This is a genomic window from Microbacterium sp. NPDC058062 (genome assembly GCF_042885375.1).
GTDB classification, from domain to species: Bacteria; Actinomycetota; Actinomycetes; order Actinomycetales; family Microbacteriaceae; genus Microbacterium; species Microbacterium trichothecenolyticum_C.
Genome location: NZ_JBHVSC010000003.1, coordinates 22,862 through 47,571, shown reverse-complemented (window position 1 = coordinate 47,571; position 24,710 = coordinate 22,862). Strand labels below are relative to the sequence as shown.

General features: G+C 72.1%; 23 protein-coding genes. 13 read left to right on the top strand and 10 right to left on the bottom strand.

The genetic code is table 11. The annotated features are described in order from the left end of the window. Positions 1–18: 18 nt before the first annotated feature. The gene (locus ACFVSU_RS09470) at positions 19–1,404 is read left to right on the top strand and encodes a glycine--tRNA ligase (protein WP_387141461.1); all 1,386 of its coding nucleotides are present in this window, start codon (positions 19–21) and stop codon (positions 1,402–1,404) included. Between the two features lie 216 nt (positions 1,405–1,620). Further along, entirely contained in the window at positions 1,621–2,403 is a 783-nt protein-coding gene (locus ACFVSU_RS09465) for an SDR family NAD(P)-dependent oxidoreductase (RefSeq protein ID WP_387141458.1), read from the top strand. Positions 2,404–2,470: 67 nt separating this feature from the next. Here the strand turns inward: ACFVSU_RS09465 and ACFVSU_RS09460 are convergent, their stop codons facing one another. Together ACFVSU_RS09460 and ACFVSU_RS09455 are read right to left on the bottom strand one after the other, a co-directional pair. Then, a complete protein-coding gene (locus tag ACFVSU_RS09460) occupies positions 2,471–3,985 on the bottom strand; it encodes a flotillin family protein (RefSeq protein ID WP_387141455.1) in 1,515 nt (504 codons plus the stop codon). Positions 3,986–4,046: 61 nt separating this feature from the next. Continuing rightward, positions 4,047–4,514, bottom strand: coding sequence for an NfeD family protein (locus ACFVSU_RS09455; RefSeq protein WP_310243591.1), 468 nt, complete (start codon positions 4,512–4,514; stop codon positions 4,047–4,049). Between the two features lie 231 nt (positions 4,515–4,745). Between ACFVSU_RS09455 and ACFVSU_RS09450 the strand changes: the two genes are divergently transcribed. The 4 genes from ACFVSU_RS09450 to ACFVSU_RS09435 all read left to right on the top strand — a co-directional run bounded on the left by ACFVSU_RS09450 (position 4,746) and on the right by ACFVSU_RS09435 (position 9,035). After that, positions 4,746–5,762 carry an ATP-binding cassette domain-containing protein gene (locus ACFVSU_RS09450; RefSeq protein ID WP_387141451.1) on the top strand — a complete coding sequence of 339 codons (1,017 nt, stop codon included), beginning with the start codon at positions 4,746–4,748 and terminating at the stop codon, positions 5,760–5,762. Beyond that, positions 5,759–6,580, top strand: coding sequence for an ABC transporter permease (locus ACFVSU_RS09445; protein WP_387141448.1), 822 nt, complete (start codon positions 5,759–5,761; stop codon positions 6,578–6,580). The genes ACFVSU_RS09450 and ACFVSU_RS09445 overlap by 4 nt, the downstream gene beginning before the upstream one ends. A gap of 108 nt (positions 6,581–6,688) precedes the next feature. Next, positions 6,689–7,147: a GNAT family N-acetyltransferase gene (locus tag ACFVSU_RS09440; protein WP_387141445.1), complete on the top strand. Its 459-nt coding sequence runs from the start codon at positions 6,689–6,691 to the stop codon at positions 7,145–7,147. Between the two features lie 367 nt (positions 7,148–7,514). Further along, positions 7,515–9,035, top strand: coding sequence for a DUF222 domain-containing protein (locus tag ACFVSU_RS09435; RefSeq protein ID WP_387141442.1), 1,521 nt, complete (start codon positions 7,515–7,517; stop codon positions 9,033–9,035). Positions 9,036–9,052: 17 nt separating this feature from the next. Here ACFVSU_RS09435 and ACFVSU_RS09430 read toward each other — a convergent pair whose 3' ends face one another. From ACFVSU_RS09430 to ACFVSU_RS09420, 3 genes are read right to left on the bottom strand one after another with little or no spacing between them, the layout of a single operon-like run. Next, positions 9,053–12,037 (bottom strand): ATP-binding protein, encoded by a 2,985-nt coding sequence (locus ACFVSU_RS09430; protein ID WP_387141439.1) that lies wholly within the window; start codon positions 12,035–12,037, stop codon positions 9,053–9,055. A gap of 53 nt (positions 12,038–12,090) precedes the next feature. After that, positions 12,091–12,513 (bottom strand): DUF1801 domain-containing protein, encoded by a 423-nt coding sequence (locus tag ACFVSU_RS09425; protein WP_387141436.1) that lies wholly within the window; start codon positions 12,511–12,513, stop codon positions 12,091–12,093. Between the two features lie 13 nt (positions 12,514–12,526). Beyond that, positions 12,527–13,111, bottom strand: coding sequence for an HhH-GPD-type base excision DNA repair protein (locus ACFVSU_RS09420; protein WP_387141433.1), 585 nt, complete (start codon positions 13,109–13,111; stop codon positions 12,527–12,529). Positions 13,112–13,173: 62 nt separating this feature from the next. Between ACFVSU_RS09420 and ACFVSU_RS09415 the strand changes: the two genes are divergently transcribed. The 7 genes from ACFVSU_RS09415 (at position 13,174) to ACFVSU_RS09385 (ending at position 18,670) form a co-directional block, all read left to right on the top strand. Beyond that, positions 13,174–14,715: a protoporphyrinogen/coproporphyrinogen oxidase gene (locus ACFVSU_RS09415; protein ID WP_387141430.1), complete on the top strand. Its 1,542-nt coding sequence runs from the start codon at positions 13,174–13,176 to the stop codon at positions 14,713–14,715. Between the two features lie 98 nt (positions 14,716–14,813). Further along, entirely contained in the window at positions 14,814–15,203 is a 390-nt protein-coding gene (locus tag ACFVSU_RS09410; protein WP_387141427.1) for a hypothetical protein, read from the top strand. A gap of 4 nt (positions 15,204–15,207) precedes the next feature. Further along, complete coding sequence (locus tag ACFVSU_RS09405; RefSeq protein WP_310286232.1) at positions 15,208–15,609, top strand: phage holin family protein; 402 nt, start codon at positions 15,208–15,210, stop codon at positions 15,607–15,609. Continuing rightward, on the top strand, positions 15,599–15,898 hold the full coding sequence (locus ACFVSU_RS09400; protein ID WP_310286231.1) for a hypothetical protein: 300 nt from the start codon (positions 15,599–15,601) through the stop codon (positions 15,896–15,898). The genes ACFVSU_RS09405 and ACFVSU_RS09400 overlap by 11 nt, the downstream gene beginning before the upstream one ends. A gap of 186 nt (positions 15,899–16,084) precedes the next feature. After that, on the top strand, positions 16,085–16,933 hold the full coding sequence (locus ACFVSU_RS09395; RefSeq protein WP_387141422.1) for a uroporphyrinogen-III synthase: 849 nt from the start codon (positions 16,085–16,087) through the stop codon (positions 16,931–16,933). A 7-nt stretch (positions 16,934–16,940) separates the two neighbouring features. After that, on the top strand, positions 16,941–17,924 hold the full coding sequence (cofD, locus tag ACFVSU_RS09390; protein ID WP_387141418.1) for a 2-phospho-L-lactate transferase: 984 nt from the start codon (positions 16,941–16,943) through the stop codon (positions 17,922–17,924). A 2-nt stretch (positions 17,925–17,926) separates the two neighbouring features. Then, entirely contained in the window at positions 17,927–18,670 is a 744-nt protein-coding gene (locus tag ACFVSU_RS09385; RefSeq protein ID WP_387141415.1) for a sulfite exporter TauE/SafE family protein, read from the top strand. Between the two features lie 10 nt (positions 18,671–18,680). Here ACFVSU_RS09385 and ACFVSU_RS09380 read toward each other — a convergent pair whose 3' ends face one another. From ACFVSU_RS09380 to cofG, 5 genes are read right to left on the bottom strand one after another with little or no spacing between them, the layout of a single operon-like run. Next, positions 18,681–19,112 (bottom strand): cupin domain-containing protein, encoded by a 432-nt coding sequence (locus tag ACFVSU_RS09380; RefSeq protein ID WP_387141412.1) that lies wholly within the window; start codon positions 19,110–19,112, stop codon positions 18,681–18,683. A gap of 9 nt (positions 19,113–19,121) precedes the next feature. Next, complete coding sequence (gene cofC, locus ACFVSU_RS09375; RefSeq protein ID WP_387141409.1) at positions 19,122–19,799, bottom strand: 2-phospho-L-lactate guanylyltransferase; 678 nt, start codon at positions 19,797–19,799, stop codon at positions 19,122–19,124. Then, positions 19,796–20,806: a glucose-6-phosphate dehydrogenase (coenzyme-F420) gene (fgd, locus tag ACFVSU_RS09370; RefSeq protein ID WP_387141406.1), complete on the bottom strand. Its 1,011-nt coding sequence runs from the start codon at positions 20,804–20,806 to the stop codon at positions 19,796–19,798. Before fgd ends, cofC begins: the two co-directional genes overlap by 4 nt. Next, on the bottom strand, positions 20,803–22,272 hold the full coding sequence (locus ACFVSU_RS09365; RefSeq protein ID WP_387141403.1) for a flavin-containing monooxygenase: 1,470 nt from the start codon (positions 22,270–22,272) through the stop codon (positions 20,803–20,805). Before ACFVSU_RS09365 ends, fgd begins: the two co-directional genes overlap by 4 nt. Next, on the bottom strand, positions 22,269–24,698 hold the full coding sequence (gene cofG, locus ACFVSU_RS09360) for a 7,8-didemethyl-8-hydroxy-5-deazariboflavin synthase CofG (protein WP_387141400.1): 2,430 nt from the start codon (positions 24,696–24,698) through the stop codon (positions 22,269–22,271). The genes ACFVSU_RS09365 and cofG overlap by 4 nt, the downstream gene beginning before the upstream one ends. Positions 24,699–24,710 lie beyond the last annotated feature (12 nt).

Sequence of the window (24,710 nt, the reverse complement as noted above, 5' to 3'; positions counted from 1 at the left end):
CCGACCATTGGAGCCACCGTGGCCGAGCAGTCTCGCCTCGACAAAGTCATCGCCCTCGCCCGTCACCGCGGGTTCGTGTTCCAAGCGGGTGAGATCTACGGCGGATCCCGGTCGGCATGGGACTACGGCCCCCTCGGCACGGAGCTCAAGGAGAACATCCGCCGCCAGTGGTGGCAGACGTTCGTGCGCGGCCGCGGCGACATGGTCGGCCTCGACTCGTCGATCATCCTGCCCAAGCGCGTGTGGGAGGCATCCGGTCACGTCGCGACCTTCACCGACCCGCTGGTCGAGTGCCTGCAGTGCCACAAGCGATTCCGCGCCGACAACCTCCTCGAGGACTTCGAGGCGCGCAAGGGCCGCCCGGCCGAGAACGGCCTCGCCGACATCCCCTGCCCCAACTGCGGCACGAAGGGCCAGTACACCGAGCCCAAGGCGTTCTCGGGACTCGTGAAGACCTACCTCGGCGTCGTCGACGACGAGTCGGGCCTGCACTTCCTGCGCCCCGAGACGGCGCAGGGCATCTTCGTGAACTTCTCGAACGTGCTCACCGCCAGCCGCAAGAAGCCGCCGTTCGGCATCGGCCAGGTCGGCAAGGCGTTCCGCAACGAGATCACCCCCGGTAACTTCATCTTCCGCACGCGCGAGTTCGAGCAGATGGAGATCGAGTACTTCGTGCCGCCCGCCGACGCGCAGGAGTGGTTCGAGCACTGGGTCGACGAGTGCTGGGACTGGTTCGTCGGCCTCGGTATCGACCCCGACAACATGCGCCGGTTCGACGTGCCCGCAGAGGACCGTGCACACTACTCCGACGGCACCATCGACGTCGAGTACCGCTTCGGCTTCGCCGGCAAGGAGTGGGGCGAGCTCATGGGCGTCGCCAACCGCACCGACTACGACCTGACCTCGCACTCGGAGGCGTCGGGCCAGTCGCTGACCTACTTCGACCAGGCCTCGGGCGAGAAGTACATCCCGTACGTCATCGAGCCCTCGTTCGGTCTCACCCGCGCGATGATGGCCTTCCTCGTCGACGCGTACCACGAGGAGGAGGCGCCGAACGCGAAGGGCGGCACCGACACCCGCACCGTGCTCAAGCTCGACCCGCGCCTGGCTCCCGTGAAGGTCGCGGTGCTCCCGCTGTCGCGCAACGAGCAGCTCTCGCCGATCGCCCGTGAGGTGGCCGAGCAGCTGCGCGGCGACTGGAACATCGACTTCGACGACGCCGGCGCCATCGGCCGCCGCTACCGCCGCCAGGACGAGATCGGCACGCCCTTCTGCGTCACGGTCGACTTCGACTCGCTCGACGACCGCGCCGTCACCGTGCGCGACCGCGACACGATGGGCCAGGAGCGCGTCCCGCTCGACGCCCTGCACGACTACCTCGCGGAGCGCCTGAAGGGCGCGTGACCCGCAGGACCCTGGATGCCTCGACCCGCCGGGTCGAGGCATCCGTCGTCTGCGGGCGGGGTGGGGCGTCTCGCGTCATGCGGGGGCGCGAGCTTCGCGCGGTCGATTCCTGCAATGCGCGGTCGTTCGGGACGGGCGCGGACGCCGATTCCGGCAGCGCGAGCGGATCACGCCGGCGGTCTATCCGCGAGCGCGGTCGGTGCCTAACCTGCTGACATGACCAGGGACTATCGCGGAACCACCGCGCTCATCACCGGCGCGAGCTCGGGCCTGGGGGCCGAATACGCGACGCAGTTCGCCGCGCGCGGCGCGGACGTCGTGCTCGTCGCCCGCCGTGAGGACCGATTGCGCGAGCTCGCCGATCGCCTCGCCCGTGATCACGGCGTGCGGGCGACGCCGATCGCCCTCGACCTCACGCGGCCGGACGCCGCCGCGGTGCTTCGGCGCGAGCTCGACGAACGGGGCATCCGCGTGCAGAGCCTCGTCAACAACGCCGGGTTCGGCATGAAGGGGTCGTTCGCACAGGCGGATGCCGTGCGTATCGGCGAGATGGTGCAGGTCAACGTCTCGGCGCTCGTGGCCATCACGCGCGAGGTGCTTCCCGAGATGGTCGCCGACGGCCGCGGTGCGCTCATCGGCATCGCGAGCACCGGCGCCTACCAGCCCTGCCCGAACATGGCGGTCTACGGTGCGACGAAGGCCTTCGTGCTGAGCTTCACCGAAGCCCTCGCATACGAGACGAAGGGGTCGGGGCTGGGCGTGATCGCGATGAGCCCTGGCGCGACGCGCACCGAGTTCTTCGACGTCACCGGCGCCGATGCCGCGGTCGGCCGGTTCAAGACGCCGGCGCAGGTCGTCGAGCTGACCCTCCGCAAGCTCGACCGTGACGTCGTGCCGCCGAGCGCGGTCTCCGGCCGCGCCAATGCGGTCAGCGCGTGGGCGGCCGGGGTGATGCCGCGCCGCCTGACGCTGGCGGTGAGCGGCCGGGTCCTGAAGTAGCCCGAACCGCAGGGGAACGGCACAGCGCCCGGCCCCTCGCGGGGCCGGGCGCTGTGCGACAGAAGGGTCAGCCGCCGATCGCGGTGGCGGCATCCTTCGCGGCGTTCTTCGCAGCGGTGCCCGCGTCGCCGGCTGCGGACAGCGCGTCGGCCCCCGCGGTCTTCAGCGCGAAGGCCTGCAGCAGTGTGGTGAGGTCGAGGCCGGTGAGGCCCTTCACGACCTCGGTGCCCTCGCCGAGCACGCGTCCGACGGTCTTCGTCATCTCGGATGCGCCGTCGGTCGAGACGACGGTGAGCTTGTCGATCGAGGCGATCGGCTCGGCCGCGGCCCGGACGATGTCGGGCAGGCGCGAGATGATCTCCTGCGCGAGCGCGGCCTCGCCGTACTTCTGCAGCGCGAGCGCCTTCGCGTCGGTCGAGGCGGCCTCGGCGAGACCCTCGGCCTGGATCGCCGAGGCGCGGGCCTCACCCTCGGCCTTGATACCGGCGGCGAGGGCGACCTGCTTGTCGCGCTCGGCCTCACCCGAGAAGCGCACCGCGGTCGCGGCGGCTTCGGCGTCCTGCACGGCGGCGACCTTGTTCGCCTCGGCGATCTTGGTGCGCTTGTAGGCGTCGGCCTCGGTCGCGGCGTTGGCCGCGTCGCGGAGGGCCGTCGCGCGCTGCACCTCGGCGTAGGCCTGCGCCTCGGCGGGCTTGCGGATCTCGATGTCGAGACGCTCCTGCGTCACGAGCGCCTGCTCGGTGAGGGCCTCGCGCTCCTGCACGGCGACGAGCTTGTCCTGCTCGGCCGTGGCGAGCTGGCCGGAAGCCTGTGCTTCGGCGTTCGCGCGGTCGGTCTCGGCCTTGATCGTGGCCTGCTTGAGGGCGAGCGCCTTCTGGCGCTCCGCGATCTGCTCCGACGCCTCGATGCGCGCGAACTCGCTGGCGCGGGATGCCTCGGCCTCGCTGATCTCGGCGACCTGACGTGCGCGGGCGGCCTCGGCGCGGCCGAGGTTGGCGAGGTAGTCGCTGCCGGGCGTGGAGATGTCGCTGATGTTGAGGAGGTCGACCTGCAGACCCTGCTCGACGAGGTCGGCCTTGGTCTCGGCGACGACGCGGTCGGAGAGGCTCTTGCGGTCGGAGATGATCTGCTCGATGGTCATGTCGCCGACGATCGAGCGGAGCGACCCTTCGAGCGACTCCTTGATGATCTCGGTGAGGAGGTCCTGCTGCGAGAGGAAGCGCTGTGCGGCGCGGCGCACGCCGTCCTCCGTGCCGGAGACCTTGAAGTTGATCGAGGCCTTGATCGCGATCTTGATGCGGTTCTTGTCGACGCCCTCGACGGTGATGCCGATCTGACGCTGCTCGAGCGAGATCGAGAAGCCCTGCTGCAGGATCGGCCACACGAACGTGCGACCGCCGATCACGACGCGCTGGCCGCTGCCGGTCTCGCCGGGTGCCGGGCGGCCGGCCCCGCGTCCGACGATCACCAGCGCCTCGTTCGGAGGGACGCGGCGGATGCGCCGCGCGATGAAGGTGATCAGTCCGAGCACCGCCACGATGAGGGCGACGACCGCGATGATCTGGATGAGTTCGTTCGTCATGGACGACCTTTCTCGTGGGATGCCGTGACCCGGGGTTCCCGACCCGGACCGCGGTGGGGATCTACTCCGCGACGACCTTGACGCGGGTGCCGGCGTGCTCGATGACGCGCACGCGCACGCCCTCGGCGATGGTGTCGTCCGCGTAGGCGAGGCGTCGCTCGACCTCGTGTGGACCGTCGAGGCTGACCTCGCCGCCGGCAGGGGAGACCGTCGAGCGCGTGACGCCCGACAGGCCGAGCGCCGACGCCGGCACGCCGTCCGAGCTCTTGGTCAGCCGCTTCACGAAGAGCACCGCGATGACGTAGGCGATGATCGCCAGCACCGCGGCGAGCACGTACGCCCAGAGCGTGTCGAGCCCGTTCGTGGTGGTGAGGGCGCCGGATGCCCCGAACACCACGGCCGCGATGCCCAGGGCGGTGCCCGAGATGGCGCCGTCGCCGATGTCGAAGTGGTCGAAGATGTCGCCGACGATGAGCGAGATCAGCAGCACGGCGAGGCCGACGCCTCCGACGATCAGGAAGGGCAGCACGGTGTCTCCTGCAAGGGTGCGGGGCGGGCGGGTCCTTCCACCCTAGCCAGGGGTTGGGACCCGGTGTCCAATCCTGGACCGGATGTGGAAAACGCGCTCCGCAGGCGTGCTGTCGAGGCATCCGTCCCTCTCGACAGCACGATGACAACGGCGTGACAGCGGGACGCCGCGGGCGACAGCGGGGTGACAGCGCCCCGGGCGCACTCTGGGGGACGTCGAAAGGCGAATCCCATGACCATCACCAGTTCCGCATCCCGCACCCCCGCGGTCCGCGCCGAAGGCCTCGTCAAGAGCTTCGGCGCCAACCGCGCGGTCGACGGCGTCGATCTGACCGTCGAAGCCGGCACCGTCTACGGCGTGCTCGGCCCCAACGGCGCGGGCAAGACCACCACCATCAGCATGCTGGCCACCCTGCTGCGCCCCGACGCCGGGAAGGCCGAGATCTTCGGCTACGACGTCGTGCGCCACCCGCAGATCGTGCGCCAGCTCATCGGCCTCACCGGCCAGTTCGCGTCCGTCGACGAGACGCTCTCGGCCACCGAGAACCTCGTGATCTTCGGCCGCCTCCTCGGGCTCTCGCGCATCGACGCGAAACGCAAGGCCGCAGAGCTCCTCGAGGAGTTCTCCCTCACCGAGGCCGCCACCCGGCCCCTGGCGAAGTTCTCCGGCGGCATGCGCCGCCGCCTCGACCTCGCAGCATCCCTCATCGCCCAGCCCCCGCTGATCTTCCTCGACGAGCCGACCACGGGCCTGGACCCCCGCACCCGCGGGCAGATGTGGGACACCATCCGCCGGCTCGTGGCGACCGGGTCGACGGTGCTCCTGACCACCCAGTACCTCGACGAAGCCGACCAGCTCGCCGACCGCATCGCCGTCATCGACCGCGGCACCGTCGTCGCCGAGGGCACGGCGCTCGAGCTCAAGGCCTCGGTCGGCCAGTCCTCGCTGCTGCTGCGGCTGCGCACGGGATCCGACATCATCGAGGCGCAGCGCGAGATCTCGCGCGTGCTCGGTGTGACGGCCATCGTCTCGCCCGAGGCCGCACGTCTCACCGTGCCGATGAGCGATCCCGATCGCGTCGCCGACCTGCTCGTGGCGTTCCGCGACGCCGATCTGCACCTCGAGGAGCTCAGCGTGCAGCAGCCGTCGCTCGACGAGGTCTTCCTCACCCTCACCGGCAAGGGCGTGCCGGAGGACGACGAGGCCGCCCATGCGACGGCCGACGAACTCGAAGGAGCCCGCGCATGACCGCCATCGCGACCCCCATCACCCCGGTCGCCGACCGCGACCTCTCGAACCGCTCGACGCTCGGCCTGACGGTGCGCAACACCCTCACCATGGCGTGGCGCGGCATCCTCAAGATCCGGCGCACCCCCGAGCAGCTCATCGACGTGACGGTGCAGCCGATCATCTTCACGCTGATGTTCACCTACATCTTCGGCGGCGCGATCGCCGGCGATGTGCAGAACTACCTGCCGATCATCATCCCGGGGATCCTCGTGCAGACCGTGATCACGACCTCCGTCGTCACCGGAGTGCAGCTGCGCGAAGACATGGACAAGGGCGTGTTCGACCGCTTCCGCTCGCTCCCGATCGCGCGCATCGCGCCGTTGTCGGGCGCGCTGCTGGCCGACACCCTGCGCTACACGATCGCCACGACGCTCACGTTCACGATGGGCTTCATCATGGGCTTCCGCCCCGGCGGCGGACTGGCGGGCGTGATCGCGGCCGGGCTCCTCGTCATCGCCTGCTCGTGGGCGATGAGCTGGATCTTCGCCTTCTTCGGCGTGATCGCGCGCACCGCCTCGAGCGTGCAGGGCATCTCGATGCTCATCCTCTTCCCGCTGACGTTCCTCTCGAACGCGTTCGTGCCGGCGGACACGATGCCCGACTGGCTGCAGTGGTTCGTCGAGGCGAACCCCGTCTCGCACCTGGTGACCGCCGTGCGCGGACTCGTCAACGAGGGCACGGTGACGGCCGACGTCTTCACCGCGCTGCTGGGCGCGGCCGTGATCGTGGCGGTGTTCGCACCTCTCACGGTGCGCGCGTACATGCGGAAAGCGTGAGTGGATGCCGCGGCCCGCGGCTCTGACGACGGGCCGGGGTAGGAAGGGTCGGGGTGGCGGAAGCCGCCCCGGCCCTTCGGCGTCGTGCGCGGATGGTTGACTGGTGGGGTGCCGCTGGAGGAGTGCCGCGCAGGCGACGTCGAGGCGCTGACGGCGTTCCTGCGCGAGGTCGACCTGACGCTGAGCGGCCTCGACGCGCCGAGCGTCCGGCTGTGGCTGGACCGCGACCAGCACGGCGCGATCGTCGGCAGCACGGGCTACGAGATCAGTGCGGACGGCCGGCACGCGCTGATCCGCAGCGTGGCGGTGAGCCCCGCCTGGCGGTCGCGGGGGAGCGGTACGACGCTGGCTCGATTCGCGCTGGATCGCGCGGCAGACGAGGGTGCGAGCACCGCGTGGCTGTTCAGCCGTCGTTCCGGCCCGTTCTGGCAGGGGCTGGGGTTCTCGCCGGCGGATCGTGACGAGCTCGCGCAGGCGCTGGCCGACACCCATCAGGTGCAGCTGTTCCGGCGGACCGGCCAGCTCGACCGCGAGGTGGCCTGGTCGAGACCGCTGAGTCAGGTCTGACGGTCCTCGCGACGGGCCGGCCGTGCGCTTCATGTGCTCTCGCCGAGTGCACCCGTCGTGCGCGCGAGGATCGTGTGCGCTCGGCGAGATCACGTGTTCTCAACGGATGCCTCGGGCTGGCGCCGCTCCGCCCCGCGGGGTCGGTCAGGCTCAGCCGAGCGGCGCGACGAGAGCGGCGACGTCGTCGTCACCGTCTGATTCGCCCCGCGCCGTCGGAGCAGCGGCATCCGGCAGCAGCACCTCGTTCCCGAGACGCTCGCGGTGAATGTCGGAGGTTGCTTCTAGTCTCTGGCTAAGAGATCGAGCTCGTGCCCACTTCGTTCGGTCTTCCGTCGCACCCGTCTGGGTGCTGTGCAGCGGGAGCATCATGGGCCAGCGAGTCGGCAGTGACGACGCGACGTGGGGTGCGCTGGACCGGGTGGTGACCGAGGTGCAGGCGACCCGCGCGGCGATCGCGCAGTTGCAGGCGGCAGAGGTGCGGTTGCTCACGGATGCAGCCGAGATCGTGCGTGCTCGGGAGCAGTCCCGACGCGCGGCGGGTCGCAAGAGTCCGCACGACCTGCCGTTGCGGGAGATCTCCGCCGAGCTCGGCGCGGCGATGCGGCTGAGTGACCGGGCGGTGCAGGCGCGGATGTCGGCGGCGAGCACGCTCCGCGAGTCGTTCGCGGCGACGTTCGCGGCGCTCGCGGACGGGCGCATCGACCTGGCGCACGCGTCGGCGATCGTCGACGCCGGCGCGGTGATCGCCGACGCGGGGATGCGGGAGCAGTACGAACGCATCGTGCTGGACGCCGCTGGGTTCGAGACCCCGCACCGGCTCCGCGCGATCGCCCGGGTCGTCGCCGGCCGCATCGACCCCGACCTGGCCGAAGAACTCCGGCGCCGCGCCGCCGGGCAACGGCGGATCCGGGTCGTCGACCTGGACGACGGCATGTCACGGCTGCTCGCCGACCTGCCGGCGGTGCTCGCCCACGCGATCTACGACAGGCTCACCCGGATGGCCGAGACTGAACGTGACGCCGAACGCGCCCAAGCCGACGCAGCCGCCACTGCGGCCGAATCTGCAGCGGCGGCGGCTGAATCTGAAGCGGCGGCCGCCGAGGAGACCGGAGAGCCGGAAAGCCCCGCCGATGTGGGCGGGCCGGACGACGTCACGGACGCCACCGATACGGCCAACCTGACGGAGCCCGCCCCCGCAGACCGTTCGTTCGTCGCCCCGCCGGACTCACCCGCGCTGACCACCGGGCCGCAGCGCGATGAGCGATCCCTCGACGAACTACGCGCCGACCTCTTCGCCGACATCATCCTCACCGGCGCGCCCACCGGGCACGGCGACGGCGACACGCTCGCCGCGATCCGCGCCGAAGTGCAGATCACCATCCCGGTGCTCACCGCCGCCGGCGCGAGCAACGAACCCGCGCTGCTGGCCGGCTACGGTCCGATCGACCGCGACACCGCGTGCGTGCTCGCAGCCGCCGCACCCGGGTGGGACCGGGTGATGTACCACCCGCACAGCGGCCTCCCCTTGACCGTAGACAGATACCGGCCCACCGCCGCGTTGCGAAGATTCCTCCGCGCCCGCGACGAACGCTGCCGGTTCCCCGGCTGCCCGCACCGCCCTACACGATCCGACATCGACCACACCATCGACCGCGCCCTCGGCGGCGAAACCGCAGACGACAACCTCGCCCACCTCTGCCGCCGACATCACACCCTGAAGCACGCCACCACCTGGCGCGTCCGGCAGACCGGGAATGGCACCCTCGAGTGGACCAGCCCCGCGCAGCGCCGCTACCCCGACAAACCGCTCTCCACCGTGCAGTTCGTCCCCTCCCGCGTCTTCGACCGGCTCCTCTCCGCTCCCTACGACGGCGAAGCACCCTTCTGATGACGCGTCGTGGAGAGTCAAGCGACGAACGCAGTGAGGACGGCGATGTCGTCGTCACCGTCTAATCCGCCCCGCACCGTCGGAGGAGCGGCATCCGGCAGCAGCACGTCGTTCCCGAGGCGCTCGCGCATCACACGAAGGAACGGGTCGGACGCGTCGACCCCGCCCCGCAGGCGCGCTGCGGCGACGAGGGCGCGCCGGGCGTCGACATCCCGTCCCGTCGTCGCGAGCCAACCGGCGATCGACACGGCGACGTCCGCGACGATGGGGTGGTCGCCGCTGCGGGCGGCAGCCGGGAGCGCCTCGGCAAGGGCGGCGTGCGCCTCATCGACCCGCCCTTCCAGGAGGAGGGCCTGCGCGCGGCGCGAGCGCGACCACGCGATCAGCTGATCCGGGAACGACGGCAGCATCTCGGCGGCGACGATGTCGAGGTGGCGCAGAGCCGCCGCCCCGTCGCCGACCGCGATCTCGATGGCCGCCGCGTCCATGTCGGTCTGCGCGATCGCGCGCGGCGAGTCTTTCGTCCGTGCGAGCTCCTGCGACTCGTGCAGTCGTGCGCGTGCCTCGTCGAGTCGGCCGAGCCTGAGCAGCAGGCCGATGCTCTGCGACCGCTGCTGGACGAGATCGGTCACCGACGTGAGGCCGAGGAGGCCGGCCGACGAGGCATCGGCGACGGCGAGTGCCTCGTCGAGCCGGCCCGCCAGCTGCAGCCACTCCGACCGCATCTGGCTCGCGAACGCGGTGCCCCAGACGTCCCCGAGCTCGCGGAAGGTCGACACCGCCTTCTCGCTCTCGATGCCGAGGGTCTGGTTGTCGCCGCCATTCTGCGCGATGGCCGATCGCAGCATGCTGATCAGGGCGAGGGTCCACGTGGGGGCGTCCTCGAGTCCTTCGTCGCCGATGGTGACGTTCCGCGACCACGGCGCGCCGGGTCGGTGGTTCTGCGCGGCGGCGAGGATGGCTCGCAGGAGCGGACCCAGGGCTGCCGACAGTTCGCTGCGGTGCTCAGCGGCGGCCTCGATCACCGCCGGCACCTCGCGCTCGAAACGAGCCAGGCCCGCGACGGTCGGCTCGCCCGGACGCGCGGCGGTGCTCCCCGCCGCGGGAGCGCCGGTCGCCGCCGCCGGGTCGAGCCGCGAGGGACCCTCGACCGCGTCCTCGAGATCGCGCGCGAAGGCCGTGCCCAGCAGGGCGATCGCGCGCACCACCACGGCCGCTTCCGAGTCGAGGCTCGCGGCGGCCTCGCCGAACCGCATGACTCCGGACTGCAGCTCCTCGAAGCGCTCGCGCATCAGCCACGTCCACAGGCACGCGCGCACCAGGCGCACCCCCACGTCCTCCATGCCCGGCTGGTCGGCGCAGACGCGCAGCGCCGCGCTGAGGTTCTCGTCGTCGGCATCGAACCAGGCGAGCGCCTCGCGCACCTCGGGTCCGCGCAGGCGCGCATCCTCGCGTGCCGCGAGCCCGGCCATCGCCCGGGCCTGCACCGCGCGGAACTCGGCCTCGCGTCCCTCCGTGCGCAGACGATCGATGCCGTACTCGCGGACCGTCTCGAGCATCCGCAGCCGCCGGTCGGACCGCCGCAGCAGCGACTTGTCGACGAGCCCGTCGAAGGCGTCGGCATCCACGTAGAACGCGTCGCCGATCGCCGGCACATCGCGCACATCCACCCCGTCGGGGAACACCGCGGCGGCCCGCAGTGCGGTGCGCTCGGCATCCGTCAGCGTCTCCCAGCTCCAGTCGATCAGCGCCCCGAGCGTCTGATGCCGCGCCTCGATCGCCTTCGGCCCGGTCGCCAGCAGTGCGAAGCGGTCGTCGAGGCCGCTGTCGATCTCGGCGATCGTCAGCGTGCGGGACTTCGCCGCGGCGAGCTCGAGCGCCAGCGGCAGACCGTCCAGGCGCGTCACGATGCGCTCGACAGCGGCTTCCTCGTCCGGCGTCGGAGCGGAGCCGCGCGCGGCTCGCACCCGGCGCGAGAACAGTTCGCGGGCATCGCGGTCGGGGAGCGGGCCGAGGTCGACGAACGCCTCGCCGGCGAGTCCCAGCGGTTCGCGGCTGGTGGCGAGGATCCGCGACCCGGGAGCGCTGCGCAGCACCTCGAGCGCGACCGCGGCGGCCTCCGCCGACACGTGCTCGCAGTTGTCGAGCACCACGAGCAGGGTGCGTCCCGCCAGCGCCTCCGCGACGCGGTCGCGCGCGCTCGTCGAGACGAGTTCGCCGACACGGATGCTGCGCCCCACCGCTCCCGCGACGGCCGCCCACACCTCGCCCGGCGCCGCCGGCGCGAGCTCGACCACCACCGCACCGGGAGCGCGCCGTGCGGTCTCGAACGCGAGGGTCGTCTTGCCCGCGCCGCCCGGTCCGATCAGGGTCACGAGCCGCTCGTCGCGCAGCTGCTCCCCGATGAGTTCGAGCTCGCGCCGCCGCCCGATCAGCGGAGTCAGCGCCGCGGGCACCGACGCATCGACACCCTGACTGGAGGAGTCCTCGGCGTCGCGCGGCGTGCCCGGATCCGCGGCATCCGTTCCCGTCGCCGCAAGGATGCGCTCGGCGTGCGCGCGGTCCTCGAGGAGGTCGCGCACGACCCAGTCGAAGCCGTCGCCCGGGGTCCAGGGGTCGCCGCGCCAGAGGTCCAGCGCCGCGCGCGCGTCGCCCGCCGCCGCAGCGGGATCCGTCGAGCGGCGGGCGCGGGCCACGAGGTCCTGGAACCGGGCGAGATCCACTTCTTCGCGGGCGACCGCGAGCCGGTACCCGCCGGGCACGGCCTCGAGCGTGCCCGCGGGCAGACCGCGGCGCAGGCGCGACGCGAGGGACTGCAGCGCAGCGCGGGGGTCTTCGGGCAGGTCGTCGGGCCAGACGTCCTCGGCGAGCGAACGGTACGCGACCGTCGTTCCGGCGTCGAGAGCGAGGCGGAAGAGCAGTGCCTCCTGGCCGCGGCCGCGGATCTCGAGCGGAGCGCCGTCCGCCTCCGCCGCGAGTCCTCCGAAGAACCTCAGCCGCACGTCGTCCACCTTAGGACTCGCGACCCGGGCAGCCGGGGAGGCCGATCGGGTGGTCAGTCCGTGACGGTGTAAGTCGTGTCGCCGGTCTCGCCGGCGAGCACGCGGCGGTAGTCCTCGGCGACGATCTCGCGGAGCACGCCGGCATCGACCGCGTCGAGGTCCTTGATGTAGAGGCAGCTGACGCCGGTCTCGTGCGGCCCCAGGTTCGCGAGCCGCTCGCCGTGCGCGGCGGTGCGCAGCGTGTACACCGTCGTGGATTCGCGGCGCGGCGAGAACGCCGCGATCGGGGCGTCGCCCTCGCTGCCGGCCGCCGAGCGGTAGTGGCACGAGCCGAAGCCGATGATGGTGCCCCAGAGTTCCGGCTCGCGACCGGTGACCTCCCGCAGAAGATCGATCATCGCGACGGCATCGCGTTGCCGCTTCGCGGGCCGCACCGCGGCGACGAACTCGTCGACGTCCCCTCCGGTCTTCTTCATCGCCGCCTCCGTGTCAGCCCTTGGCCGCGGCCTTCATCGCGCGCTTGTGCTCGCGCACCTTCGTCAACGACTCCGGCGAGACGATGTCGGCGACGCTGCGGAACGACCCCTCGTCGCCGTACGAGCCGGCCGCCTCGCGCCAGCCGGCGCCGGTGAAGCCGTACTGCTTGCCGAGGAGGGCCAGGAAGATCTTCGCCTTCTGCTCACCGAAGCCCGGCAGGGCCTTCAGCCGCTTCAGCACGGTCGGCCCGTCCGGTGCTTCGGCGTGCTCCGCGGCCGGGCGGGTCCAGATCGCCGACGCGTCGCCGCCCCAGTCCTGCTCGACCGCCGCGCAGAGCGCCTGCACGCGTGCTGCCATCGAGCCCGGGAACCGGTGGACCGCGGGCGTCGCCTTGAAGAGCTCCGTGAACGCCTCGGGCTCGAAGCTCGCGATCGCCGCGGCATCCAGCGTCCCGGCCCGCTCCGAGATCTTGAGCGGTCCGGCGAACGCCGTCTCCATCGCGACCTGCTGGTCGAGCAGCATGCCGATCAGCAGGGCGAGCGGGTCGTCGGTGAGCAGGCGGTCGGCGGCGTCGTCGCCCGTGATGTGGAGCGTCATGCGGCCCAGTCTCCCACCGCCCGCCCCTGCCGGCACAGTTCGCGGATGGGAGGATGGATCCCGTGACCATCCCCACGCCCGCTCCCGACGCCGGCAGGTCGCCTGGGCCCTCCGGGCCTGCGGGCCCCGCCCCCGAGCCGTTCCACGACCTCGTCGAGCACGCCCGCGAGACGCACGTGGTCGTCATCGGCGGCGGCATCGCCGGGCTCGTCGCGGCGTGGGAGTGCGCCAAGGTCGGCATGGCGGTGACGCTGGTCGAGGCATCCGATCGCCTCGGCGGCACCATCGGGTCCGCCCGCATCGCGGGGCTCGAGCTCGAGACCGGCGTGACCTGCTGGTCGACCCGCGGCGGCACGGTGCGCGGGCTCGTCGACGAAGTGCTGCCGGATGCCGCGATCGTGCGCCCCCGCGACGACCGCGAGTGGATCGCGGGCCTGCCGAAGGGCGCGGCGGCGCCGCTGCCCGCCGAGCAGGTGCTCGGAATCCCCGCCAACCCGTGGGACGAGAGCGTGCGCCGGATCATCGGCTGGGGCGGCACGTGGCGTGCGTACGTCGATCGCCTGCGTCCCCCGCTCACGATCGGCGCCCAGCGCAGCCTCGGACGGCTCGTGCACGGCCGCATGGGCGACAAGGTCCTGGATCGCCTGGTGGCGCCGCTCACCATCGACCGCTTCGGCCTCGACCCCGTCGATGTCGACGTCGAGGTCGCCGCCCCCGGCCTCAGCAACGCGCTCACCCGCACCGGGTGGCTCGGCGGTGCGGTCGCCGACGTGCGCGTCGATGCCCCGAGCGCCACGATCGAGGGGCTGGACGGTGGGATGCCGCAGCTCGCCGCCGCGCTCGCCGACAGGCTCGCCGAGCGCGAGGTGGCGATCCACACCGGAGCGCTGGCGACCGGTCTCGTCCGCAGCGACCGACGCTGGACGGTCGAACTCGCGACGATCGCGCCCGAGGGCGCGGCGCCCGCACCGGACCGGCTGGACGCCGACGCGGTCATCGTGGCGACCGACGAGACCACGGCGCGCGCGCTCCTCGCCGCCGCGCTCGGCACCCCCGCGTTCGCCGACGTCGCCGCCGCAGGCATCGCCCGCGACGTCGTGACGCTCGTGGTGGACGCCCCCGAACTCGATGGGGCGCCGCGAGGCGCCCATGTCCACGCCGTTCCCGGCGCTTCCCGCGCGACCGGCCTCGTCCACGAGACCGCGCGGTGGGAGTGGCTGGCGCGGGACGCGGGCGCGGGGCGCCACGTCGTGCGCGTCGCCTTCGGTGCCCCCGGGATCGCTCCGGCGACCGAGGGACTGTCCGACGCCGACGCGGCGGTGATGGCCGTGGCCGAGGCATCTGTCCTCCTCGGTGTGCAGCTCGACGAGGGCCGGATCGCCGGCGCGCACCGCGACGCGTACACCCTCGTCCCTCCCGCGTCGACCCTCGGGCGGCGTGAGCGCACCGACGCCGCCCGCGCCGCGATCGTACGCGCACCGGGGCTCGCCGCCATCGGCGCGTGGCTGTCGGGAAGCGGACTCGCGCAGGTCGTCGCCGACGCTCAGGAAGAGGCCGACCGCCTCCGCCACAAGGCGCTGTGGGGTGCGAAGGCGGCAGAGTGAACCCTCCGCCCGAGCCCCTGTCAAGGGTGGATGCCGGAATCGGCATACAGGGCTACCCTGGGATGGTCGTCAGGTCACACCGAGCGTGAGGAGACCTCATGAAGGGCAAGGCTGGACTCGTCATCGGACTCGCGATCGGGTACGTGCTCGGTACGCGCGCGGGTCGTGAACGCTACGAGCAGATCAAGACGCAGTGGCTGAAGGTGTGGAACACCGAGCCCGTGCAGAGCCAGGTCGGCAAGGTGAAGGACTTCGCCAAGTCCCAGGCGATGGCGCTGCCGTCCACGCTGTGGGAGTCGGCCGTCAAGGTCACGCAGGCCGCCGGCTCGAAGGGCACGGCCGGGCAGAAGCTCGACGCCGCCATCAAGGTCGGCAAGGACTCGGCCGACGACGTCGGCAAGGCGGCGCAGACCTCGGCCAAGGCCGTGAAGGACGCCGTCGAGGACGCCGTCGACGACGCTTCCCAGAACGGTCGCGGCGGGGCTTGACGTGATGACCACCCCCCGCGGCTTCCGCGACCGCGCGGACGATAGCCTGCTCACCCTCCTGGGTGAGATCCCGGAGCTCGTCCGCAACCTCGTCATCGCGGAGATCGACGCCGCGAAGGCCTGGCTCGCCAAGACCGCGAAAGACGGCGGATGGGGAGCACTCTGGGTCTTCGCCGCGCTGTTCGTCCTGTTCTGGTCGGTCCCGGTGTTCGGCACGTTCGTGATCGCGGGACTGTCATCGTGGTGGCCCGTCTGGCTGTCGGCGCTCGTCGTGTTCTTCGCGATGCTGATCGTCACCGCCGTGTTCGCGTTCATCGGCGTGCTCTACTTCCGCCGGATCGGCGAGCGCCGCAACCCGGTCCAATCGATCGCCCTGGATGTGAAGGAAGTGCGCGATGAGCTCTGACGCCCCCGTGCCGCTGTCGAAGAATTCCGTCGCGCTGCCTCGCACCGCAGTGCCCCTCGGGATCGGCGACCCTGTCGAGCAGGCGCGGACCGAGCTCAAGGCGGCGCTCGCCGCCATCGAGGAGAAGGCGAACGTCCCCCGCCGGGTCGAGCGCGCCCTCGACGAGCGGGTCGAGCAGGCCCGGGCGTTCAACCGCCGCAACCCCGCGCTCACCGCGGTCGCGGTCGTCGTGGGCGCCGCCGCGATCGGCGCGGCGGTCTGGGGCTTCGTCCGCCTCTATACGCGCTGATCCCGGGCGGAATCCCGCTCTCCACAGCGCCGAGGCAACGCCTCGCGCGATCGGGGGTATGCTCGGGAGGCAAGGCAGTGCAATGATGCGTTAGCTGCCGATCGCGCGAACCCGATTCGAATCGCGCATCGGCTGCCTCGATCTTCTTGGGCGGCCGACTGAGCATCATCGAGAGTCGACCCCCCTATGAACACCGCCGCAGCACAGCACCAGTCCGTCAAACCCCTGACCGGCTGGCGCGTTCTCGTGCCCCGCGGCGGCCCCTGGGGCGACGGCGTCGCAGCGACTCTCCGCCGTCAGGGCGCGATCCCCGTGATCGCCCCGCTCATCAACTTCGCCCCCACGAACGACCAGGCGTCGCTCGACCAGGCTCTCGCCGACCTCGCCGCCGGCAAGTTCGAGTGGCTCACGGTCACGAGCGCGACGACGGTCGACGTCCTCTACGCCTACCGCGCGGTCGTCCCGGCGACGACGAAGGTCGCCGCCGTCGGCGAGACCACGGCTGCCGCGCTCCTCGCCGTCGGCTATCGCGTCGACCTCGTCCCCGAGCGCGACAACTCGGCGGCCGGCATGGCGGAGCAGCTCATCGCCCTCGAGCCTGAGGCCCGCGACATCCTCACCCTCCGCAGCGAGATCGCGAAGCCGGTCCTCACGCGCATGCTCACCGAGGCGGGGCACCGCGTCCGCAGCGTCGTCGCCTACCGCACGGTCGGGGTTCCCGTCACCGAGCGCATCGCCGAGGACGTCCGCTCCGGCCGCATCAACGCCATCCTCGTGACCAGCGGCTCGGTCGCGCAGCAGGTGCACGAGCAGTTCCCCGAGATCCCCGACACCACGCTGATCGCCGCGATCGGCCCGCGCACCGCCAAGGACGCGCGCCGCGCAGGCCTCGACGTGGACGTCGTGGCCGACGCGCAGACCGTCGACGCCCTCATCGACGCCGTCGGCAAGTTCTCCCTCCCTCACGCGGCCGACGAGTTCGCCCCCAAGACCGGCATGATCCCGCGTCTCGGTGGCATCGACACCCGGAACTGACGCGCCCGTGACCGGCACGCCCCGCATCGTCGTGCTCGCGGGCGGCGTCGGCGGCTCCCGCTTCGTCCTCGGGGTGCGTGGCGCGCTGCGCGCCCGCGGCATCGACGACACCGCCGCCGCGCTGACCGTCGTCGTCAACACCGGCGACGACATCTGGCTCTCCGGCGTCCGGCTGCAGCCCGACGTCGACTCCATCACCTATGCCCTCGCCGGCGTCAACGACGCTGAGCGCGGCTGGGGGCGGCAGGGCGACAGCGAGCGCGTCAACCACGAATTGCAGGAGTGGGGTGCGGGCTGGCCGTGGTTCACCCTCGGCGACTTCGACCTCGGCACGCATCTCGCCCGCACCGGCTGGCTGCGCGAGGGGCTCACGCCCACCGGCGTGCTGGAGCGCATGTCGCACCGCTGGGACCTCGGCGCACGTCTGCTGCCGATGACCGACAGCGAGGTCGACACCGTCGTGGTGCTCGACGACGGCACGCGTCTGCACTTCCAGGAGTGGTGGACGCGGTACCGCGCGACCCTCGCGCCCGAGCGGTTCGAGAACCCCGGCATCGACGAGGCTGCCGCCGCCCCCGGGGTCGCCGAGGCGATCGCCCAGGCGGACGCCGTACTGCTGGCCCCCTCGAACCCGGTCGTGTCCACCGGCCCGATCCTCGCCGTGCCGGGCGTGCGCGAGGCGCTGCGCGCAACCCCGGCCCTCGTCGTCGGTGTCTCGCCGATCATCGGCGGCAAGGTCGTCCGCGGTATGGCCGACGTGTGCCTGGCCGCGATCGGCGTGGAGACCTCCGCTCCTGCCGTAGCGGGACTGTACGGCGCCCGCGCGAACGGCGGACTGCTCGACACGTGGCTGCTCGCCGAAGAGGACGAGGCCGCCGCCGACGAGGTCGCCGAGCTCGGCATCCGTCCGCTCGTCCGGCCGCTCTGGATGACGGATGCTGCGCGCCAGACCGCTCTCGGCGAGGCGGCGCTCGCCGCCGCCGGAGTGTGAGCGTGCCCGAACTCGCGTGGTGGGCGTGGGCCCTGCTCGGCCTCGGCGCCGTCGTCGTGGGCCTGTCGAAGACCGCCGTGCCCGGCGCGGGGACGATCGCCGTCGCCATCTTCGCGGCCGTGCTCCCGGCGAAGCAGTCGACCGGCGTCCTGCTCCTGCTGCTGATCGTCGCGGACATCTTCGCCGTGACCATGTATCGCCGGCACGCGGACTGGCGCACCCTGATCAAGCTCGCCCCCGCGGTCGTGGTGGGCGTGCTGCTGGGCGTCGTCTTCCTGTGGTTCGCCGACGACGTGTGGGTGAAGAAGTCGATCGGCGTGATCCTGCTGGCGGTGATCGCCATCACGCTGCTGCGTCGTCGGTTCGCCTCGGGCGTCGATGCGGGCGGCTCGCACCGCGTCGCCGCGGCGACCTACGGCACCCTGGGCGGCTTCACCACGATGGTCGCGAACGCCGCCGGACCCGTGATGTCGATGTACTTCCTGGCGGCCCGCTTCGAGGTGAAGGCGTTCCTCGGCACGGCGGCCTGGTTCTTCGCGATCGTGAACCTGTTCAAGGTGCCGTTCTCGATCGGCATCGGCATCATCACGGTGCCGGGGATCCTCATCGACCTCGTGCTCGTGCCGCTCGTCGTCGCCGCCGCGTTCCTCGGCCGGTGGCTCGCCGACCGCATGCCGCAGTCCGTCTTCGAGAAGCTCGTGATCGCCTTCACGATCGTGGGTGCGGTCTATCTGCTGATCGTCTGACGCGCCGCGCTCATCCCCAAGGGGAGGGGCGGTCGTTGTCGCGGGTGCTGTCGTCGGGCAGGTGCGGCAGCTCGGTGCCGCCGGCGCGGATGCACAGCCACCGCAGCTGCTCGGGGCTGTCGGGCGTCGCCCGCCACGTGCGCCACACGCCCTGCCCGACCCGCACGACTGTCCCCGGGCCCACGTCGACGATGTCGTCGTCGAGCCCCATCTGTCCGCGGCCGGCGAGGAAGACGTACAGCTCCTCGACGTTCGCGTGCGAGTGCCAGTAGCCTGCCTGCTCACCCGGTTCGAACGCGTTCGCCGTCATGCCGATGTACTGCATCGTCATGTCGTGGTCGACGACGCGGCGCCCGTCGCGCGAGCGGTCGGGTGTGAACCCGCCGTAGTGCGCCCGCCACTCGTCGAGCCCGCCCATCTCCAGCACCTGGTAGTCGCTCATCGGGCCAGGCTATCCGGGGGAGGAGGTGAGGAGGGCAGCGGTGCGCGGGCCCAGGCCGAGGGCCCGGGCGGCGTCGAGCTGGTCGGCGGTGTCGACGTCGCGGCGCAGGGTCGAGGCATCCGGAATCGCAAGCGGCTCGCACCCCAGCGCGACGTGCCGCGCGAACGAGCCGTCGCCGAACGACGACTCCCACGGGGTGCCGGGCCCTGCGGTGACCAGCGTCGAGCCGGTGCCTTCCGCGTCAGGAACGACGGCGCGGGGGACGGATGCTGCGGCCCGCAGCGCGTCCGCGAGGTCGGCGGGCTGCAGCGCCGGAAGGTCTCCGAGGAGGGCGGCGCGCGGCATCCGTCCGTTCGGATCGACCGCCGCGACGCCCGCCGCCACCGCGGCGTCGAGTCCGCGCGCGTCGCCTTCGGGGACGAATCGCAGCGCCGGGATCATCGCTGCGTCACGCGCGAGGGCGGCGTCGTCGGTCACCACCACGACCTGCGCGACGAGATCGCACGCGGTCGCCGCAGCGAGCGTGTCGAGCGCGATCGCGCGGGCGAGATCCGCGCGACCCACGCCGTCGACGTCGAGCCGCGACTTCGCGCGCGCCGACGGCTTCACCGGCACCACGACGACCCAGCGGTGCGTCGGTGCGGACGGTTCCACGGCGCGCTTGCGCCGGCCGAACAGCGGGGTCACGTGTACTTCGCGCGCAGGCGCGGAAGGATCTCTTCGCCGTACATTCGGAGGAACGCGCCCTGGTCGTGGCCGGGGTCGTGGAAGACGAGGTGACGGAAGCCGAGGCCGATGTACCAGCCGATGCGCTCGACGTGCTCGTCGGGGTCGTCTGACACGATGAACCGCGACGCGGCGCGCTCGATCGGCAGCGCCTCGCCGAGCCGCTGCATCTCGATGGGGTCGTCGATGCCCATCTTCTCCTCGGGCGTGAGCGCCAGCGGCGCCCAGAAGCGGGTCTTCTCCTTCGCGGCCTCGATGGTCTCGTCGAGCGACACCTTGATCTCCATCAGCGTGTCGATCGCGTCGGCCGGGCGGCCGGCCTTCTCGAGGCCCTCGTGCAGTGCGGGAAGGAGGGTGTCGGTGTACAGCTCGCGCTTCTTGCCCGACGTGGTGATGAAGCCGTCGGCGATGCGGCCGGCGAGGCGCGTCGCGGCGGGACCGGCGGCGCCGATGTAGATCGGCACGGGCTCGGGGAGCTTGTCGTAGATCGTGATGTTGCGGGCCGTGTAGTACGTGCCGTCGAAGTTGACGCGGTCCTCCGACCAGAGTCGGCGGATGAGCCCGATGGCCTCCTTGAGCCGCTGGAACCGCTCCGGCGGATCGGGCCACGTGATGCCGAGGTTCGCCTCGTTGAGCGCCTCGCCCGTGCCGACGCCGAGGATCACGCGGCCGGGGTACATCACGCCGAGCGTCGCGAAGTCCTGGGCGACGACGGTCGGGTTGTAGCGGAACGTCGGCGTCAGCACCGACGTGCCGATGAGCACGCGCGAGGTCTTCGCGCCGAGCGCGCCGAGCCAGGGCACGGATGCCGGGGCATGCCCGCCGTCGTGCAGCCACGGCTGCAGGTGGTCGGAGATGAACACCGAGTCGAACCCGGCCTCCTCGGCCTGGATCGCGTAGTCGAGGAGCTCGGCGGGGCCGAACTGCTCGGCGGACGCCTTGTAGCCGAAGCGCAGCGGAACGGTCATGCGGGTATCCCTTCGATGGCGGGTTCAGGCAGGAACTCGGAGCCGTCGGCGCGGGCGAGCCGCTCGCGGAACGCGTCGACCGTGCCCGGCCACAGCAGGGCGAGCCTGCCCGAGCGCTCGTCGACGTACCAGTTGCGGCAGCCGCCGGTCATCCAGCGGGTGGATGCCGCGGCCCGCGCGATCTCGTCGGTGTAGGTGCGCTCGGCGTCGGGGTCGACCCGCAGCGCGCGGCCGCCGCGGGCGTCGAGGACGCGCGTGACGTAGCCCGCCTGCTCCTCGAGCATGAGGACCGAGGACGAGTGGCCGAGCGAGGCATTCGGCCCGTTGAGAACGAAGAGGTTCGGGAAGCCGGCGACGACCGTCGAGGCGAACGCCGTCATCCCGCCCGACCAGTGCTCGGCGAGCGTCACGCCGCCCTCACCGCTGATCAGCTCGGCGTACGGCTGGCGCGTCGAGGCGAAACCCGTCGCGAGGACGAGGGCGTCGACCTCGTGGCGGGTGCCGTCGGAGGCGACGAGCGTCGAGCCGTCCACCGCGACGAGCGCCTCGGGCACGAGTGTCACGGCGTCGGAGGAGACAGCGGGGTAGAAGTCGTCCGACAGCAGTACGCGCTTGCACCCGAACGCGTAGTCGGGGGTGAGCGCGGCGCGCAGCGCGGGATCGGCGACCTGGCTCTCCAGGTGCGCGCGCGCCACGGCTTCCGCCTCGGCGGCCGCGGCGGAGTCGCCCGAGCGCGACGCGAAGCGCGCCTCGCCCTCGGCGTAGAGGTCGGCCCGCAGTGCTTCCAGCTCCTGCGGCGTCGCGGCGAACCGGGCGCGGTCGGCGTCGGAGTAGGCGTCACCGCCGCGCGGCACGATCCACGCGGGTGTGCGCTGGAAGAGGGTGACGTGCGCCGCCGTGCGCGCGAGCTCGGGGACGATCTGCACCGCGCTCGCACCGGTGCCGACGACACCGACGCGGGCGCCCGCGAGATCGGCCGAGTGGTCCCAGCGCGCGGAGTGGAAGAGCGGCCCCGGGAAGTGCTCGAGGCCCGCGATCCGCGGGATCGCCGGCTCGGTGAGGCGCCCGCACGCGAGCACGAGCACGTCGGCCGTGATGACGCCGGACGGCGTGATGAGCCGCCACGCGTCGTGCGCAGCATCCCATTCGGCCCCGCGCATCGGCGTGCGCAGGCGCACCCGGTCCCGCAGACCCTCGACGTCGACGACGTGCTCGAGGTACGCGTGGATCTCCGCGCCCTTCGCGTACGTGCCCGACCACGTGGGGTTCGGGTGGGCCGCGAAGCCGTACAGGTGCGAGGGCACATCGCACGCGATGCCGGGATACGTGTTGTCGCGCCACGTGCCGCCGACGGATGCTGCCCGCTCCAGCACGACGAAGTCCTCGCGGCCCGCGCGGCGCAGCGCCGACGCCACCCCGATGCCGGCGAACCCGGCACCGACGATGGCGACCTCGACGCGGGTCACCGCGGGCCCACCTGACCGTAGGTCGTGGTCCGCAGGCGGAACGGCCGGAACAGCCGCGCGACCATTGCCGAGGCATCCGTCACGGGCAGTTCGAGGCCATGCTCGATGCCGGCCTCGGGCTTCACGCGGCCGTCGAGCAGGGTGCCGCCGAGGTCGTCGCCGCCGGACCGCAGCAGGACGACGGATGCCTCGCGCCCGACGCGCGTCCACGGGATCTGGATGTGCGGGATGCTGCCCGACAGCAGCAGCCGCGAGACGGCGACCATGGCCCGGTGCTCGTCGAGCGGTGCGCGGCCGGGAACGAGCGAGACGCCGCCGGCGGGTCCGGGAAGCGGGATCGGCACGAACTCGCTGAACCCGCCCCCGGTCCCTGAGCCTGTCGAGGCGTCCTGAATGGCCCGGAGCTGCCGCAGGTGCGCGATGCGCTCGGCGGCGGTCTCGGCGTGACCGTAGAAGATGACGCTCGTCGACCGGAATCCGGCGCGGTGCGCGGCCGTGATGCCCTCGACCCAGCGGTCGATCTCGAGGTCGGTCGGCGCGACCAGCCCGCGCACGCGCTCGCTGAGCACCTTGACGCCCGTGCCCGGCACGGTGTCGACGCCCGCCTCGCGCATCGCGGCGAGGGCCGCGTCGAGCGAGAGGCCGGAGCGGTCGGCGAGGTCGCGAACGTCCTGAGGGCGGTAGGCGTGGAGATGGATGCCGGGCGCCCCGGCCTTCACCGCGCGCGCGATGTCGAGATAGCCCGAGGGGTCTTCCGACGCGGGGAGGAGCCCCTGCACGCAGAGTTCGGAGGCGCCGAGGTCCCACGCGTCCGCCGCGATCGCCTCGACGTCGTCGAGTATGAAGGTCGTCGGGTCGTCCGTCGCGGTGGCGCGGAGGCCCGTCGAGGTGAGGTTGCGGTTCACCACGAGCGTGACGGCCTCGCCTACGGTGTAGCGGCGCACGTCGTCGGCGGTCGCCGCGAGCACGTCGAGGTCGTCCCCGGTCGCCTGGAGGAGTGCGACCCACTCCGCGTCGTCGAGCGCGAGCGGGTCCGCCGCCGCGGCCTCGGCGAGCCGGCGGATGTGGCTCGACGAGCGGGGCGAAGGAGCGGGGATGGCACCCCCCGGTCGTTGAGCGAAGGGCGCTCTGGCGCCCGAAGACGAAACGCCCTGAGCGTCCGCGAAGGCGGCGAGCCCGGTCTCGGGGTCCGCGAGCGCCCCGACCGCGGGGCGCAGAGCGGGGTCGATCCACGTACCGGCATCGAGCACGAACTCGGGCTGCGCGGTCAGTCGCTCGCGCAACTCGAAGCCGAGCTCCGACGTCATGCGGGCGAGGTCGTCGAGGTGCGGCCACGGGCGCTCGGGATTCACGTGATCGGCTGTGAGCGGCGAGACGCCGCCCCAGTCGTCGGCGCCGGCGCGCACGAGCAGGCCGAACTCCGTGGCATCCGAGAGGTTCGGGGGCACCTGGATGCGCATCCGAGCACCCATCACGAGGCGGGCCACGGCCACTGCCGCGACGTACTCGAGCAGCTCCGCGTCGGGCGCGCCCTGCATCGCGGTGCGGGGCTTCGCGCGGAAGTTCTGCACGATGACCTCCTGCACGTGGCCCTGCCCGTCGACCTGGTGACGTTCGTGGGCCTCGCGGATCGCGACCAGCGACTCGGCGCGGTCGCGCACGGTCTCGCCGATCCCGACGAGGATGCCGGTGGTGAACGGCACCCGCTCGCGTCCGGCGGCGTCGATCACCTCGAGCCGCAGCTCCGGGTCCTTGTCGGGCGAGCCGAAGTGCACCTGCCCGGGCTCTTCGAAGAGGCGACGCGAGGTCGTCTCGAGCATCATGCCCATCGACGGCGCGGTGGGCCGCAGCATCCGCAGCTCTTCGGCGCTCATGACTCCCGGGTTGGCGTGGGCGAGCAGCCCCGTCTCGGCGGTCACCAGGCGGGCGATGTGCGCGACGTACTCGATGGTCGAGGCGAACCCGTGCTCGTCGAGCCACGCACGGGCGTCGGGCCAGCGGTCCTCCGGACGGTCGCCGAGGGTCAGCAGCACCTCTTTGCAGCCCATCGCCTGGCCCTGCCGCACGACGGCCAGCACCTGCTCGGGCGACATGTACGCGGGCTTGTGCTTCTTCAGGAGCTGCGCGGGGGTGTCGACGAAGACGCAGTAGTGGCAGCGGTCGCGGCACAGGGTCGTGAGCGGCACGAACACCTTGCGCGAGTACGTGATCACCCCAGGACGACCGGATGCTGCGAGCCCGGCATCGCGCACTTCCCCGGCGATCTCCAGCAGACGCTCGAACCGTTCGCCCGTCGCGCCGAGCAGCGTCTCGGCATCGGCGGCGTCGAGACGTCCGCCGGCCGCGGCGCGCGCGAGCGCGGCGTCGACGGCGGTGGGCGAGGCCGCTCCGGGGGACGCGGTGACGGAGGGGGACACGACGGTCACCGATCCAGTCTT

Bases quoted from the DNA above. Each gene is read 5' to 3' on its own strand.
- ACFVSU_RS09465 (WP_387141458.1), top strand. From the start codon at position 1,621: ATGACCAGGGACTATCGCGGAACCACCGCGCTCATCACCGGCGCGAGC.
- ACFVSU_RS09460 (WP_387141455.1), bottom strand. From the start codon at position 3,985: ATGACGAACGAACTCATCCAGATCATCGCGGTCGTCGCCCTCATCGTG.
- ACFVSU_RS09450 (WP_387141451.1), top strand. From the start codon at position 4,746: ATGACCATCACCAGTTCCGCATCCCGCACCCCCGCGGTCCGCGCCGAA.
- ACFVSU_RS09445 (WP_387141448.1), top strand. From the start codon at position 5,759: ATGACCGCCATCGCGACCCCCATCACCCCGGTCGCCGACCGCGACCTC.
- ACFVSU_RS09435 (WP_387141442.1), top strand. From the start codon at position 7,515: ATGGGCCAGCGAGTCGGCAGTGACGACGCGACGTGGGGTGCGCTGGAC.
- ACFVSU_RS09425 (WP_387141436.1), bottom strand. From the start codon at position 12,513: ATGAAGAAGACCGGAGGGGACGTCGACGAGTTCGTCGCCGCGGTGCGG.
- ACFVSU_RS09420 (WP_387141433.1), bottom strand. From the start codon at position 13,111: ATGACGCTCCACATCACGGGCGACGACGCCGCCGACCGCCTGCTCACC.
- ACFVSU_RS09410 (WP_387141427.1), top strand. From the start codon at position 14,814: ATGAAGGGCAAGGCTGGACTCGTCATCGGACTCGCGATCGGGTACGTG.
- ACFVSU_RS09405 (WP_310286232.1), top strand. From the start codon at position 15,208: ATGACCACCCCCCGCGGCTTCCGCGACCGCGCGGACGATAGCCTGCTC.
- ACFVSU_RS09400 (WP_310286231.1), top strand. From the start codon at position 15,599: ATGAGCTCTGACGCCCCCGTGCCGCTGTCGAAGAATTCCGTCGCGCTG.
- ACFVSU_RS09395 (WP_387141422.1), top strand. From the start codon at position 16,085: ATGAACACCGCCGCAGCACAGCACCAGTCCGTCAAACCCCTGACCGGC.
- ACFVSU_RS09380 (WP_387141412.1), bottom strand. From the start codon at position 19,112: ATGAGCGACTACCAGGTGCTGGAGATGGGCGGGCTCGACGAGTGGCGG.
- fgd (WP_387141406.1), bottom strand. From the start codon at position 20,806: ATGACCGTTCCGCTGCGCTTCGGCTACAAGGCGTCCGCCGAGCAGTTC.